This is a genomic window from Streptomyces sp. NBC_01390 (genome assembly GCF_045040105.1).
GTDB lineage: Bacteria > Actinomycetota > Actinomycetes > Streptomycetales > Streptomycetaceae > Streptomyces.
The window spans coordinates 7,725,673-7,740,972 of the sequence record NZ_CP109551.1 but is presented as its reverse complement, the minus strand read 5'-3'; the positions used below and the strand labels follow the sequence as shown (position 1 = coordinate 7,740,972).

Below are 15,300 nucleotides of genomic sequence, written 5' to 3'. Positions count from 1 at the left end.
CAGTACTGGCCTACGTGCTCGTGTGCGGTGGGGGAAGTCCGCGGTGGTGGGACCCGTGGCGTGACTTCGTCCTCCTTTTACGGGTGTCCGTGCAGAAGGGACCGCTGACGGCGATGCAGATCCGGCTGACCGTCGTAGACCCACTGGGGCCGCCCTCGGAGCCGTGGGCGCGTACCGCGAGCTGCGACGTGGTGGTCACCGCTCCCGCCGGCACGGCGCTGGCCACGGTCGCCTCGGCCCTGGCGTCGGTGGTCGCGGGTGACGGGGGTTCCTCCCTGCCCGAGCGCGGCCGGGAGCGCGAGAGCGGCGGCGCGGTGGTGCTCTACGCGGGCGACCAGCGCCTCGACACCCAGCGCTGCACCCTCGGCGAGCCCCCACTGGTCGACGGCGCCGTGCTCGCCCTGGGCACCCCGGCCGAACCGGAGCCGCACCCCGAGGCGGACGAGGTGGCGGCCCAGCTGCACGTGGTCGCGGGACCGGACGCGGGCGGGGTCCATCTCCTGCACGGCGGCCAGATCACCATCGGCCGCTCCGCGGACGCCGACGTCCCCCTGGACGACCCGGACGTCTCCCGGCTGCACTGCGCGGTCACGGTCTCGGAGGACGGCCGCATAGCGGTCGCGGACCTCGACTCGACGAACGGCACGACGCTGTCCGGCGCCCGCCTCGGCACCCGCCCGGTCCGCCTCGCACCGGGCGCGCTGCTGCGCATCGGCGAGTCGGCCCTCCGGCTGACGCCGCCCGGCCATGCGGGCGCCCGCATGGGCACGACCCCTGACGGCGAGGGACATGTCCGCGTGAGCGTCGCCGAAGGGCACGCGAAGGCACCGGGGCGCACGACGGACAGGTCTTCCCCGTCGGCGTCCCCGTCCGCTGCCGCCCACGCGCGCGTGCAGCCCGGTGGCACGGCGAAGCCGCCCTCCGGTGAGACCCATCACGCCTACGGTTCGGCGAGTTGGGGAGCAGCCGGAGGCGTGTCGGAGGCCGCGCAGCCGGTCGTCCCGGGGCAGGGCCGGGCACCGCGGATCGAGAACCGGCGCTCCACGGGCGCGGCGGGCACAGCCATGACGTCGGGCGGCGCCGGGGACACCCACGGAGCGGGACTGTCCCTGCCGGGGTCGATGTCCGGCGCGGGCGCGGTCCCGCGAGCCCGCGCTCACGACGAGGCGTACAGGGAAGACACGGCCGACGCACCAGAGGATGACGCCGAGGCTGCCGCGGGCAGCGGGCGCAAGGGGACGCCCCTCCGGGGGACGGACGTCCCACAGGGCGTGCGCAAGCGCGGCGGGCTCTCCAAGTGGGCGCGCCGGCTGACCGGCGGGCGCGCGGAGCAGGACCTGTCCGAGGGCGAGGCGTACGACGACGAGGAGCCGGTGTCCGACCAGGCGGCCCCGGAGTTCGCTGAGCCCCCCGCGCAGGCACCGGAGAGCTGGCCCGACCCGGCGGCGCTGCTGCTCACGGCCCTCGGCCCGGGACCCCGGCTCTGGGAGCGCGGCCCGGGACACCCGGAAACCCTCACGGTCCGGCTCGGTACGGCGGACCGGGCGGCCCCCGACGGCTCCGGGCTGCTGCCCGCCGTACCAGTGACCGCGGGGCTGCGTGAGGTCGGGGCGCTGGGGCTGGCGGGGCCGCGCGCGCGGCTCTCCGGGCTGGCCCGCGCGGTGGTGGCCCAGCTGACGGCGCTGCACTCCCCCGAGGTCCTGGAAATCGTCCTGATCAGCACGGACCGCTCGCGCACCGCCGAGCAGCGGACCGCCGAGTGGGCCTGGCTCGGCTGGCTCCCGCATCTGCGCCCCGGGCACGGCCAGGACTGCCGTCTCCTCCTCGCCTACGACCGCGAACAGGCCACGGCCCGCGCGGACGAACTCCTGCGGCGCCTGGAGGACCACGACGCGGAGGCGGCGGCGAAGAGCCCCGCCGGCCCCGCCGAGGCCGGCGGCGGAGAACCGGACGTCGGTGCCCCGGGTGACCGGGGAGCGGCCCGGCGGCCCTCCTGGGCCCGGGACGACGAACCTGCCGAGTCGGCGGACGGTTTCGCGGGCCCGTACACCGTGGTCGTGGTGGACGGGGACCCTGGTGGTGCGGCGGTCCGGGAGGCCGTGGCGCGGCTGGCGCAGGAAGGACCGCGGGCCGGGATCCACGTCCTGTGCCTCGCGGAGACGGAGGCGGCGTCGCCCGCGTCACCGGTGACGGAGACGTACGAGGCGGCGTGCGCGGCCTCGCCCCCGTTCCGTGAGTGCGGGGCGGTGGCGCTGCTCAGCGGCGACGTGGCCACCGCGCTGCATGTGATGCGGGTGGCACGGACGGGAGCGAACTCACCTGGCCGCACCGGCTCCGCCGACATGAACATCCCCGGCGCGGAGGGCCCGTCGCCCGCCGGAAGCGCAGGAAGTGCCGGGAGAGGTGGCAGCGCCGGGCGCGCCGGGCTGGTCGGTCAGGGCTCCGTTGCCGCCGTGGACGCCGTGTCCCTGGCCTGGGCCGAGCGGTTCGCGCGGGCGCTGGCTCCGCTGCGCACCGACGGTGCCGCCGGGGCACGGCAGCAGCGCGTCTCCGCGCCGTTGCCGCAAGCGGCGCGGCTGCTCGACGAGTTGGGGCTCGCCCGGGCCACCCCGGCGTCCCTGATGGCCCGTTGGGCGGACGCGGCCGACGACAAGGAGACCCTCGGTGGCCGGGCCTGGGCCGTCCTCGGCGCCGGTCCGCGCGGGCCCGTCGGCGTGGACCTCGCGGCGGAGGGACCCCACCTGCTGATCGAGGGGCCACCCGGCAGCGGGCGTACGGAGTTGCTGCGGGCGGTGGTCGCGTCGCTGGCCGCGGCCGAGCGGCCCGACCGGCTGGGCATCGTGCTGATGGACGGCCGGGACGGCACAGGTGGGAGCGGTGGGAGCGGCGGCGGGGGCGCACAGCACGGCGAGGGCCTGCGGGTGTGCACCGACCTTCCGCATGTCACCACTCACCTCACGGCCAACGACCCGGTGCGCATGCGGGAGTTCGCCCAGTCGCTCAGCGCCGAGCTGAAGCGCCGGGCCGAGTTGCTCGGGCGGGTCGGGTTCGCCGAGTGGCACACCGGGCGCGAACTGTCCGGCCGGATCGGGCCGCAGCGATCGGGGTCGGGGTCCGGTTCGAGCACGGGGTCGGGGGCCGGCGCAGGTTCGAGTACGGGTCCAAGGGCGGAGATGTCGGGGGGCGGGGGCGGGGCCGGGGATCTCGACACGCCGTCCAGCTCGACGTTGCGCCTGCGTCCGGCGGCGAGTCGGCGGCGTACGGAGCCACCGCCCCTGGCCCGTCTCGTGGTGGTCGTGGACGATCTGGACGCGTTGGTGTCGCCCGCACTGGGCTCCCCGGGGCGGCCGTCGGCGGGGTCCGTGGTGCGGGCGTTGGAGGCGGTGGCCCGGGAGGGCGAGCGGCTCGGGGTGCATCTGGTGGCCGCGGCGGGCGTCGGCGGACGTACCGCGGAGACGGAGCTGGCCCGGGGGGCCGCGCTGCGGGTCCTGCTGGACGCGCCCGCGCCGGGGCCGGACGAACCCGCGGCCGGGCGGGGGCGGTTGAGCGGGGCACACGGAAGGGGCATCCCGTTCCAAGGGGGGCGGGTGACGGGGCGTATCCCGCGTACGGCGACGCTGCGGCCGACGGTTGCCGCGCTGGACTGGCAACGGATGGGGGATCCGCCGGCGCGGCGGCCGGTGCGTGAACTGGGCAATGGGCCCACGGACTTGGCTCTGCTCGCCAGCGCGTTGGAACGGGCGGCGCGGTCTGTGTCGGCGACGGAGGTGCCGTCACTGCTGTGACGGCACGTCACCATCCCTGGGGGCTGCGCCCCCAGACCCCCCTCCGGCCCTGAACGGGCCTTGTCCTCAAGCGCCGGACGGGCTGAGGGTGCGGGCCTGGGCTGGACAGATGCCGTAAACGGGTGGGTGGGTGGGAAAACTCGGCCTGGGCTGGGCGCCGGGTGCGTGGGAAGGCGTTTCGAGGGCACCCTTGGACACGACGCGGTCACGATCACCCGCCTGACACCGCAGGCGTACTTGCCGACCCCCACGACCGGGCGTAGACCGGACCGCACGGACAGCGCCGAACACGTTCAACGCCGAACGACGAACGGGGCAGACATGCGCAGCATTCTTCGTACACGCACCCTGACCGCCCTCTCCGCCACCGCCCTCGCCCTCACCCTCGCCTCCTGCGGCTCCGACGACGACCCGGGCGACAAGGGCACCGACACCAGCACGGGCACCGGCGGTGACACCTCCGCCTCCGTCAAGCTCCCCAAGCTGGACGGCCAGACGCTGGAGGTCGCCGCCGTCTGGACGGGACCCGAGCAGGAGAACTTCACCAAGGTTCTGCAGGAGTTCGAGAAGCGCACGGGCGCGAAGGTCAACTTCGTGCCGACCGGCAACAACACCTCGACGTTCCTCGGTACAAAGATCCAGGGCGGCAAGCCCCCGGACGTCGCGTTCCTGCCCCAGGTGGGTGTACTGCACCAGTTCGCCGAGAAGGGCTGGCTCAAGCCGCTCGGCGCGGACGCCCAGGCCCAGCTCGACAAGAACTTCGACGCCGGCTGGAAGGAGCTCGGCGCCTTCGAGGGCAAGCAGTACGGCATCTACGTCAAGGCCGCCAACAAGTCCCTGGTCTGGTACAACACCGCCGCGTTCGAGGCCGCGGGCGTCACGGACACCCCCACCACCTGGAAGGACTTCGTCGCCACCGCGCAGACGCTCTCCGACGCCGGCTCCCCCGCCGTCTCCGTGGGCGGTGCCGACGGCTGGACCCTCACCGACTGGTTCGAGAACGTCTATCTGTCGCAGGCCGGGCCGGAGAAGTACGACCAGCTCGCCCAGCACAAGATCAAGTGGACCGATCCGTCCGTCAAGGACGCCCTGACCACCCTCGCCGAACTCTGGGGCAAGGACGATCTCCTCGCGGGCGGTCGTTCCGGCGCGCTGGCGACCGAGTTCCCGAAGTCGGTCATCCAGACCTTCTCCGGTGACACCCCGGCGGCGATGGTCTTCGAGGGCGACTTCGTGGCCGCCAACATCAACGCGGACACGAAGGCGAAGATCGGCACGGACGCGAAGGTCTTCCCGTTCCCGGCGGTCGGTGCCAAGGCCCCTGTCGTCAGCGGCGGTGACGTCGCCGTGGCGCTGAAGGGCGGCGCGGGCGCCCAGGCCCTTCTGACGTTCCTGGGTTCGACGGACGCGGCCGAGATCTGGGCGGCGCAGGGCGGCTTCCTCTCGCCCAGCAAGACGATGGACCAGTCGGCGTACAAGGACGATGTCACCCGAGACATCGCGAAGGCCCTCATCGCTGCCGGTGACGACTTCCGCTTCGACATGTCCGACCAGGCCCCGGCCGCCTTCGGCGGTACCCAGGGCGTCGGCGAGTGGAAGGACCTCCAGGACTTCCTGAAGAACCCGAAGGACGTGGCGGGCACCCAGCGGCAACTAGAGGCCGACGCCGCCAAGGCGTACAAGAACGGCTGACGGCGCCGACATGGAGTCGCAGAGAGACAACAAGCCGACCGTCACCACGAAGAACGCGAAGAACGGGACCACCGACAAGACCAAGAGCGTCACCGGCACCCGCTGGTGGGTGGCAGGCCTGTTCCTGCTGCCCGCCCTGGTCCTGCTCGGCTCGCTCGTCGTCTACCCGATCGGTTACTCCGTCTGGCGCAGCCTGTACGACGCCGACGGATCCGGTTTCGTCGGGCTGGAGAACTACGGCGACATCTTCACGAACGACGCCACGCTGACCGCCGTACGCAACACGGCGATCTGGGTGGCCGTCGCGCCCGCCCTCGTCACCGCGCTCGGTCTGATCTTCGCTGTGCTGACCGAACGGGTGCGCTGGGGTACGGCGTTCAAGCTGATCGTCTTCATGCCGATGGCGATCTCGATGCTCGCGGCGGGGATCATCTTCCGCCTCGTCTACGAGCAGGACCCCGATCAGGGTGTCGCCAACGCGATCGTGACGTCCGTGCACGACGCCTTCGTGGACTCCTCCGTCTATCCGAAGGCCCGCCCGAACGCCCAGGCGAGCGACCTCAAGTCGTCCGGCGGAGGCTCGTTCACCTCCACCGGAACCTTCAGCCCGGGCACCCCGGCGCTGCTGCCCCTCGTGGGCATCGCCCCCAACAAGCTCCCCGGCACACCCGAGAACGCGAAGGCGGCCGGCGCCTCGGGTTCCGGGATCAACGGCACCGTCTGGCTGGACTTCAAGCTCGGCGGTGGCGGTACGAAGGGGCAGGTCGACCCGGGTGAGAAGGCGCTGAAGGGGGTCAAGGTCGAGGCCGTGAAGGACGGGAAGGTCGTCGCCTCGGCGACCAGCGGCGCCGACGGGACGTTCACCCTGCCCGCCGACGCCGACGGGGCCCAACTGCGCCTGCCGGGCTCGAACTTCGCCGCCGCCTACAACGGGATCGACTGGCTCGGGCCGACCCTGGTCACCCCGGCCATCATCGGCAGCTACACCTGGATGTGGGCCGGGTTCGCGATGGTGCTCATCGCGGCGGGGCTCGCGGGCGTGGACCGGAATCTGCTGGAGGCGGCGCGGGTCGACGGCGCCAACGAGTGGCAGGTGTTCCGGCGGGTCACCGTGCCACTGCTCGCACCCGTGCTGGTCGTCGTGCTCGTCACGCTGATGATCAACGTGATGAAGGTGTTCGACCTCGTCTACATCATCGCCCCGCAGCCCAGTCAGGACGACGCCAACGTCCTCGCGCTCCAGTTGTTCCTGTCGTCGTTCGGCGGGGGCGGCAACTACGGCGTCGGCAGCGCGATCGGCGTCATTCTGCTGCTGCTCGTCCTGCCGGTGATGTTCGTCAATCTGCGTCGACTCAGGAAGGAGCGTCAGCGGTGACGGCTCTCGACCCGACTCTCGATCCCGCCCTCGACCGGCCCGTGCGCGCCAGGCGCTCCGTCGCAGCCCGCGTGGCCGCCGGCGCCGCGGGCGGTGTGATGCGGTTCTTCCTCATCCTTGTCGCGCTCGTCTGGATGGTGCCGACGTTCGGGCTGCTCGTGTCGTCGTTCCGCGACCCGACGGACATCGCCACCTCCGGATGGTGGAAGGTGTTCACGGCTCCCGGGCAGCTGACCGCGAAGAGCTACAAGACGCTGCTGGAGAACGACGCGATCACCAGTTCGCTCCTCAACACCGTCTGGATCACGGTGCCGGCGACACTTCTGGTCGTCATGATCGGCGCGATGGCCGGATACGCCTTCGCGTGGATGGACTTCCGTGGGCGCGACTGGTGGTTCCTGGTCGTCGTCGCGCTGCTCGTCGTACCCGTGCAGGTGGCGTTGATCCCGCTCTCCGACCTGTTCGGGAAGATCGGGATCTTCGGCGACATCATCGGGGTGGTGCTGTTCCATGTGGGGTTCGGGCTGCCGTTCGCGATCTTCCTGCTGCGGAACTTCTTCGCGGAGATCCCGCGTGAGCTGCTGGAGGCGGCCCGGCTGGACGGCGCGGGCGAGATGAGGCTGTTCGCGACCGTCGTCCTGCCGCTCGCCGCGCCGGCCATCGCGTCCCTGGGGATCTTCCAGTTCCTGTGGGTGTGGAACGACATGCTGGTCGCGCTGGTGTTCTCCGACTCGCAGTCGCAGCCGCTGACGGTCGCGCTCCAGCAGCAGGTACGTCAGTTCGGCAGCAACATCGAGGTACTGGCGCCGGGCGCGTTCATCTCGATGGTGATCCCGCTGGCCGTGTTCTTCGCGTTCCAGCGGCAGTTCGTGTCGGGGGTGATGGCGGGCGCGGTCAAGTAAGCAAGTAACCCAGTAAACGGATAAGCATCTCACTTGTGGGGTTACGGGTCCAAACACCCATGTCCCCCACATGCCGCAATCGGCGTAACCAAGTCACTCCATCGGCCGTTCCCGGGCAGTAGGCCCGCGTCGACCCACCGACCCATGGATGTGCCTTGCCCAGGTTCAGTGTCATCGTCCCCGCGTACAAGGTTCAGGCGTATCTGCAGGAGTGCCTGGAATCGGTGCTCGGCCAGTCGTATCCGGATCTCGAAGTCATCGCCGTCGACGACTGCTCGCCCGACGCCTGCGGTGCGCTCGTCGACGAGTTCGCGGCGCGCGACGCCCGGGTGCGCCCCGTCCACCTCCCGGAGAACGGCGGGGCGGGCGCGGCGCGCAACGCGGGCATCGAGCGCGCGACCGGGGACTATCTCGTCTTCGTCGACGGCGACGACGCCCTCGCCCCGGACGCCCTGCGGGCGATCGCCGACCGGATCAAGGAGGCGGGCGACCCGGACGTCCTCGTCTACGACCACGCGCACGCCCTCTGGACCGGCGAAACCGTCCGCAGCCCGTTCCTCCATCAGCTCACCGAGCAGGGCCCCGTCCCCTTCCGGCTCGACGACCGGCCGTTGCTGCTCAAGCTGCCGCTGGTGGCCTGGAACAAGGCGTACCGGCGGGAGTTCGTCGAGCGCGAGGGCCTCACCTTCCCGGCGGGTGCCTGTGCGGACATCCCCTGGACGGTGCCGGCGCTGCTCGCCGCCGAATCGGTGGCGACCCTGGACCGGGTGTGCGTCCACCACCGCAGGCAGCGGCAGATCAGCGACACTCCCCCGACTCAGGGGCACTTCGACATTCACGAGCAGTACGAGCGTGTCTTCGCGTTCGTCGACGAGCGCCCCGAACTCACGCACTGGCGGCCGGTGTTGTTCCGGCGGATGGTCGATCAGCTGATGTCGGTGCTGGCCCGCCCCGACCGGCTGCCGCGCACCGCCCGTGCCGAGTTCCTGCGCAGGTCCCGGGACCACTACCGCCGTTACCGCACTCCGGGCGCCGCCGTCCCGCTGCACGCCCGGCTCCGGCACCTGCTCGTCCGGACGGGCAGCTATCGCACGTATCGGGTGGTGCGGCTCGCGTCCGCGCTGCGCCGGCACCTCACCCGTTTCGTCAAGTCCTTTGCGCGCAGGGTCCGTTCGGCTGCGCTGCGGCTGCACTACCGGGTCCAGCGGCGGTTGCCGGTGCGGGCGGAGCGGGCTGTCTTCACCAGTCACTCAGGGCGCGGGTACGGCTGCAACCCGGGCGCCCTCGAAGCCGCGTTCCGTTCTTTCGTGCCGGGCATGCGGACGGCGTGGGTGGCCCGCCCGGAGTTCCATCACACGCTCCCGACGGCGACCGCCCGGGTGCGTCCGGGCACCGCTGCCTACTGGACAGCGCTGGCCCGCTCCAAGTACCTGGTGAACAACGGGAGTTGGGACAGCCGTTTCGTGAAGCGGGCCGGCCAGGTGGTGATCCAGACCCAGTACGGGACGCCGCTGAAGCGCATGGGCCTCGACCTCCAGGACCGGCCGGCCGCCGCCCGTGACACCGACTTCACGGCGCTCGTCGCGGACGTCGACACCTGGGACCACTGCCTGTCGGCCAACCGCCACTCGACCCTCGTATGGGAGCGGGTCTTCCCCGGCGGCTACACCACCCACGAAACCGGGCAGCCCCGCAACGACGTGTTCCAGCAGGCGACTTCGGCGGACGTGGCCCGGCTGCGCGAGTCGCTCGGCATCCCCGAGGGCTCGGTCGCGATCCTGTACGCGCCCACCCACCGCGACTATCTGCGCGGCCCCCGGCATACGCTCGACCTGGAACGCGTCCTGCGTCAACTCGGCCCGCGCTACGTTTTGTTGGCCCGCGCCCATCACATCTACGACGCCCCCCTGACACCCGCCTCCGGCGGCCGGCTGATCGACGTGACCGGCCATCCGAACATCGAGTCGCTGTGTCTCGCCTCGGACGCGCTGGTCACCGACTACTCGTCGCTGATGTTCGACTACGCCAACCTGAACCGGCCGATCGTGATCCACTCGGACGACTGGGAGGCGTACGAGGCGGCCCGTGGCACGTACTTCGACCTGCGCGCCTTTCCGCCGGGCGCGATCGCGCGCAGCGAGGACGAGCTGATCGACATCTTCGCGACCGGCCACTGGCGCGGGTCGCGCTCCGCGCAGCTGCGGGCCGCGTTCCGCGAGCGGTTCTGTCCGTACGACGACGGGCGCGCCGCCGAACGGGTCGTGCAGCGGCTGGTGCTGGGCGGGACGGCCGGGCAGGCCCCGGTCACTCCGCTCGCCGAGCGCCACCCGGTGCCGTCGGCGGCGGACGCGTTCGCCGGCGTCCCGCTCGCGAGCGTGCCGCACCCGCAGTCCAGCACCGACGGCACGCCCGTCCTCAACGGCTCCTGAGCGACGTACCGCTCGACGGCTACCGCTCAATCGGTATTACTCGGTACTGCCCGCTACTACTCGACGACGAGGTCGACCTCGATGTTGCCGCGCGTGGCGTTGGAGTACGGGCAGACCTGGTGGGCCTGCTCGACCAGCTTGCGGCCGGTCTCCGCGTCGACGGTGTCGGGCAGCTCGACGCGGAGGGTGACCTTGAGGCCGAAGCCCTCACCCTGCTTGCCTATGCCGACCTCGGCGGTCACGGCGGCGTCACTGACGTCGACCTTGGCACCGCGGCCGACCAGGCCCAGCGCGCTGCCGAAACAGGCGGCGTAACCGGCGGCGAAGAGCTGCTCCGGGTTGGTTCCGGCGCCGTTGCCACCCAGCTCCACCGGCATGGCCAGCGCAAGGTCGACCTTGCCGTCGGAGCTGACCGCGCGGCCCTCCCGGCCGTGCGTGGCGGTGGCGACTGCGGTGTAGATCGCGTCCATGGAAGCCGTCCCTCTCATCGAACTCATCAACATCAGAGCTTCTCGGGGAGCCCCCTGCGGAGCCCCTTGATGGAGATAATTAGAGCACACAATTCAATTGTGCACAACTAGATGGCGGGCAAGGAGGTACTCTGGAGTCATGTCAGCAACCTCCGCCGAGGACTACCTCCGTCTCGACCAGCAGATCTGCTTCTCCCTGAACGCGGCGTCGCGCGCCTTCAACGGCGTCTACCGCGTGGTCCTCAAGGACCTCGGGCTCACCTACCCGCAGTACCTGGTGATGCTCGTGCTGTGGGAACACGGCCAGCTGCCCGTGAAGAAGGTCGGCGAACACCTGCGCCTCGACTCCGGCACCCTGTCACCGCTGCTCAAGCGGCTGGAGACGGCCGGTCTCGTCCGGCGCGAGCGCAGCGCCCGGGACGAGCGGTCGGTGGAGGTGCGGCCGACCGAGGATGGCCTCGCGCTGCGCGAGCGGGCGCTGCAGGTGCCGCGCCGGATCGGCGCGGCGACCAGCTTCGACGTGGACGAGCTCCGCGCGCTGCGGACCCGTCTTGACGAGCTCACTGTCGCCCTGGACGAGGCAGCGCTGGAGGCGTAGCGCTCACTCGCGGGGCGGGTGCGGCGCCGTTGTGGCTGGTCGCGCAGTTCCCCGCGCCCCTGCCGAGCGCCCTGCGCTCGTACAGGCGCAGCGTCACCCCGCTTCCCGTCAGCTCCATCTTCGGCTCGAACTTCCCCTCCAGCAGCGCCAGTTTGGTCCGTTCGGTCGGGCTGTCCGGGTGCCAGCCGGGGCGCAGGGCGTACGGCTCGGCGACCAGCCAGACATGGTCCAGCCCCGCCAGTCGGCACCGGAGCGCGGCCGGGCCCGTCTCGACGCCGTAAAGCGTGCCGGACGTCCGCGCGGACTCGGCGAGGGCCAGGTCCCGGGTCCCGCGGAACCCCTTCGGGTACGCCAGTGCCGAGCGCCGTCCGATCGCCGGCAGGAACAACACCGGATCGCCGGGGCGCAGTTCACGGGAGGCGAGCGCAGAGGCGACGGCGAGGTTCTCGCCGCCGCGCTGGGCCATGGAACGGTCCTCTCGCAGCAGCGGCAGCTGGTGCGCGCAGACGAGGGCCACGGCGAGCACCCCGGCCGCGGCGACGGTCGCGCGGGGCGGTCGCGGCAGGGCCCGCACGACACGGTCGGCCCCGGCGGCGACGAGAAGGGGCGCGCCGGCGAGGGCGTACAGGACGTACCGGGCGTCGTACAGGGGCGACCACTGCGAGACGGTCATGAGGACCGTGGGCGGTACGAGGAGCAGCGGGAGGGCGACGGCGGGGAGGGTCGGTCCACGGCCGGGGCGTGCGTTCCGGGGGTGGAGCAGCGCCACGTACAGCAGGACCAGACAGGGCACGAGAACCTCGTCCGTCGGGCCGGTGAACTGGCGTACGAGCTGGTCCACGCTGCCCTGGCCGGGCCGCCGCAGCCATGCCACCTGCGCCGACTGGGCGTGCGAGAGCAGCGCCAGCGGAAGCAGCGCGGACGTCACGACACCCGCCGCGCACAGCCAGCGGGCCCACACGCACCGGGGGACGCGGGTGAGCGCGAGGGTGACGGCATGCGCGAGGAGCAGCAGTACGGCGAACTCGTGGAGGAGGCAGGTGACGGTGAGGACCGCTCCGTACGGCATCCAGGAGCGGTCCGCGACCGCGCGTACGAGCAGCAGCGTCGCGCCGGCCGCGCCGGCCGCGACCATCGCGTACGACCGGCCCTCCTGGGCGTAGTGGCCGACCATCGGATTGACCGCGTACAGCAGCCCGGCCCAGAGGCCGACGCGGGGGCGGGCCAGGCGGCTGCCGAGTGCCGCGACGAGGCCCGCGGTGGCGGCCGCGGCGAGGACGGAGGGGAGCCGCAGGAGGACCTCGCCGGGGTGGACGGCGAGGACGGGCCGCATGAGCAGGTAGTACAGGCCGTGCACGGCGTCGACCTCGTGCAGCAGCCGCCAGATCTGCGGCACCGTGCGCTGCGCGACCTGGAAGGTGGCCGCCTCGTCACGCCATATGCCGCCCCGGTCCAGTCCCCAGCAGCCGATCACCAGCATGACGGCCATGGGGATCACCGGGACCGCGACGGCGGCTGTCTTCGTCTTCATCTCCTTGTTCATCGGCCTGTTGATCACGGGCCTGATTTTGTGCGATGAAAGAATTTTTGCTGCTGATTGATGATGAGTGCTGGTGGATTAATTACAGTTCGATGATGTATTGACGTGAATGAGGCTTTCATCCGGATTACGATCCGGCCGTGACGAGACCCCCCACCTCCACCCCCATCACCCCCCTCCTCACTCTCGCCGTCGGCTGGGCCGCCTCCCGTGCCCTGATGCTGTGGCTCCTGGTTCACGACGGCCTCCCGCTGCTCGGCGGCGGTGGCGTGGCACGTGAAGTGCAGCGGCTGTACTTCCGCTGGTACGGCGTACTCACCCAGGGCACGTTCCCGGTGGACGACAAGCTGTGGCAGTACCCGCCGGGCGCGGGTCCGGTGCTTCTGTCGCCCGCGCTGCTGCCGACGCTGACGTATTTCGAGGCGTTCGTGTTGCTCACGCTCGCCGCCGACGCGCTGATCCTGTTCGCCCTCACGCGCGCGGGAAGGCGTCCGGGCCGTTCCCTGCGCGGTGCCGGGTACTGGACGGCGAGCCTGCCGCTCCTCCTCCATGTGCCACTCGCACGCTACGACGTGCAGGTCACGGCATTCGCCGTCATCTCCCTGTTGACGTTGTCGCGGTCCCCGCGCGCGTGCGGGGCGTTCGCGGCGCTGGGCGCCCTGGTGAAGGTCTGGCCGGCGCTGGTGCTGCTGGGGACGCCGAAGGGCCGTACGACCCGGTCGGCATGGACGTCCGGGACGGTCACGGCGGCGGCCGCCCTGGCCCTCCTGGCGACGGTCTTCAGCAACCCCTTCTCCTTTCTGCGCCAGCAGGGCGGCCGGGGCGTGCAGATCGAGTCGTTCGGCGGCACCGCGCTCTCCCTCGCCACCCGCGCCGGGTGGCCGGGGCGCGTGCGCTACCAGTACGGCGCGATGGAGTTCGTGGGCCCGTACGTCTCGTCGGTGGCGGCACTGTCCCTCGCCCTGACCCTCGTGGCGTTCGGGTTCCTGCTGCTGTGGCGGGTGCGGGCCCGGCACTGGACGGAGGCGACGCCGTTCGACGCGGCGCTGACCGCCGTACTCCTCTTCACGGTCACCAGCAGGGTCATCAGCCCGCAGTACATGGTCTGGCTGCTCGGGCTGGCCGCCGTGTGCCTGACCTCGCGGCACACCGGCCAGCGCCCGGTGGCGTGGCTGCTGGTGGCGGCCTCGGTGGTCACCGGCCTCGACTATCCCGTCCTGTACGCGGACGTCGCGCACTGCACCTGGACGGGGGTGACGGTGATGGTCGTACGCAACGGCCTGCTCGGCGCGGCGGCGATCCTGTCCTTCGTACGACTGTGGCGCTCGACCCGTCCGGCCGGGGTTCCGCTTCCGTCGCCCACTTCCGCACGTCCGCTTCCCGAGCGGGAACCAAGTGCGGCTTAACGGGAGTTAACTGGCAAAGGCGAAGCGAGCACCCGACTCGTCCGACCACACCACCACACGAGGGGACGGCCGAACATGACCTGGCTGATCACCGGCGGCGCCGGCTACATCGGGGCGCACGTCGTGCGCGCGATGACCGAGGCGGGAACCCCGACCGTGGTGTACGACGACCTGTCCACCGGTATCGCCGAGCGGGTCCCGGACGGCGTCCCGCTGGTGGTCGGATCGACCCTGGACGGGGAGCGGGTGGCGCGGGCCCTGCGGGACCACGAAGTGACGGGCGTGGTCCATCTGGCGGCGAAGAAGCAGGTGGGCGAGTCGATGGACCGCCCCCTGGACTACTACCGGGAGAACGTGGAGGGGCTGCGCGTCCTGCTGGAGGCGGTCACGGCGGCCCGCGTCCCGTCCTTCGTGTTCTCGTCCTCGGCGGCGGTGTACGGCATGCCGTCCGGCGCCGAGGACGGGGCCCTGGTGTCGGAGGACACGCCGTGCGCACCGATGAGCCCGTACGGGGAGACGAAGCTGGCGGGCGAGTGGCTGGTCCGCGCGACGGGCCGGGCGACAGGCCTGGCGACAGCGAGCCTGCGCTACTTCAACGTGGCGGGCGCGGCGGCCCCGGAGTTGGCGGACGTGGGCGTCTTCAACATCATCCCCATGGTCTTCGAACGCCTGACGGCCCATGAACCCCCGCGCATCTTCGGCGACGACTACCCGACCCCGGACGGCACCTGCGTGCGGGACTACATCCACGTCGTGGACCTGGCGGAGGCCCATGTGGCGACCGCCAGGGCGCTGGAGGCGACACCCGGCCTCGACCTCACCCTCAACATCGGCCGGGGGGAGGGCGTCTCGGTCCGCGAGCTGATCGACCGCGTGAACGAGACGACGGGCCACACCCTGCCCCCCGTCGTGTCCCCGCGCCGCCCGGGCGACCCGGCGCGGGTCGTGGCCTCGGCCGACCGCATCACCGCCGAACTGGGCTGGAAGGCGAGGCACGACGTCCAGGACATGATCACCTCGGCGTGGGCGGGCTGGGTCCGGCTGCATCCGGAGGCGGGGGAACCGGGACCGGGGGAACCGGGGTAGTCCGCTGTACGGACAGG

Annotated in this window: 10 protein-coding genes; 8 read left to right on the top strand and 2 right to left on the bottom strand. The window is 71.8% G+C overall.

Annotated features, from left to right (window positions below):
* Window positions 1–113 precede the first annotated feature (113 nt).
* The 5 genes from OG241_RS34930 (at window position 114) to OG241_RS34910 (ending at window position 10,183) form a co-directional block, all read left to right on the top strand.
* A complete protein-coding gene (locus tag OG241_RS34930) occupies window positions 114–3,785 on the top strand; it encodes an FHA domain-containing protein (RefSeq protein WP_405826583.1) in 3,672 nt (1,223 codons plus the stop codon).
* 321 nt (window positions 3,786–4,106) lie between these two features.
* Entirely contained in the window at window positions 4,107–5,477 is a 1,371-nt protein-coding gene (locus OG241_RS34925; protein ID WP_405821090.1) for an ABC transporter substrate-binding protein, read from the top strand.
* Between the two features lie 10 nt (window positions 5,478–5,487).
* Complete coding sequence (locus tag OG241_RS34920) at window positions 5,488–6,852, top strand: carbohydrate ABC transporter permease (protein ID WP_405821089.1); 1,365 nt, start codon at window positions 5,488–5,490, stop codon at window positions 6,850–6,852.
* 98 nt (window positions 6,853–6,950) lie between these two features.
* On the top strand, window positions 6,951–7,754 hold the full coding sequence (locus OG241_RS34915) for a carbohydrate ABC transporter permease (RefSeq protein ID WP_405826582.1): 804 nt from the start codon (window positions 6,951–6,953) through the stop codon (window positions 7,752–7,754).
* Between the two features lie 155 nt (window positions 7,755–7,909).
* Window positions 7,910–10,183, top strand: a complete 2,274-nt coding sequence (locus OG241_RS34910) for a CDP-glycerol glycerophosphotransferase family protein (RefSeq protein ID WP_405821087.1) — start codon at window positions 7,910–7,912, stop codon at window positions 10,181–10,183.
* 56 nt (window positions 10,184–10,239) lie between these two features.
* On the opposite strand, the gene OG241_RS34905 is transcribed toward OG241_RS34910, so the two are convergent.
* The gene (locus OG241_RS34905) at window positions 10,240–10,653 is read right to left on the bottom strand and encodes an organic hydroperoxide resistance protein (RefSeq protein ID WP_405821085.1); all 414 of its coding nucleotides are present in this window, start codon (window positions 10,651–10,653) and stop codon (window positions 10,240–10,242) included.
* 139 nt (window positions 10,654–10,792) lie between these two features.
* Between OG241_RS34905 and OG241_RS34900 the strand changes: the two genes are divergently transcribed.
* The gene (locus tag OG241_RS34900; protein ID WP_405821083.1) at window positions 10,793–11,251 is read left to right on the top strand and encodes a MarR family winged helix-turn-helix transcriptional regulator; all 459 of its coding nucleotides are present in this window, start codon (window positions 10,793–10,795) and stop codon (window positions 11,249–11,251) included.
* Here the strand turns inward: OG241_RS34900 and OG241_RS34895 are convergent.
* Window positions 11,214–12,809 carry a glycosyltransferase family 39 protein gene (locus OG241_RS34895; protein WP_405821081.1) on the bottom strand — a complete coding sequence of 532 codons (1,596 nt, stop codon included), beginning with the start codon at window positions 12,807–12,809 and terminating at the stop codon, window positions 11,214–11,216. The genes OG241_RS34900 and OG241_RS34895 overlap by 38 nt on opposite strands.
* Before the next feature lie 122 nt (window positions 12,810–12,931).
* Here OG241_RS34895 and OG241_RS34890 point away from each other — a divergent pair, with 122 nt between their 5' ends.
* On the top strand, window positions 12,932–14,197 hold the full coding sequence (locus OG241_RS34890; protein WP_405821079.1) for a glycosyltransferase 87 family protein: 1,266 nt from the start codon (window positions 12,932–12,934) through the stop codon (window positions 14,195–14,197).
* A 75-nt stretch (window positions 14,198–14,272) separates the two neighbouring features.
* Complete coding sequence (gene galE / locus OG241_RS34885) at window positions 14,273–15,283, top strand: UDP-glucose 4-epimerase GalE (protein WP_405821077.1); 1,011 nt, start codon at window positions 14,273–14,275, stop codon at window positions 15,281–15,283.
* Window positions 15,284–15,300: the final 17 nt, after the last annotated feature.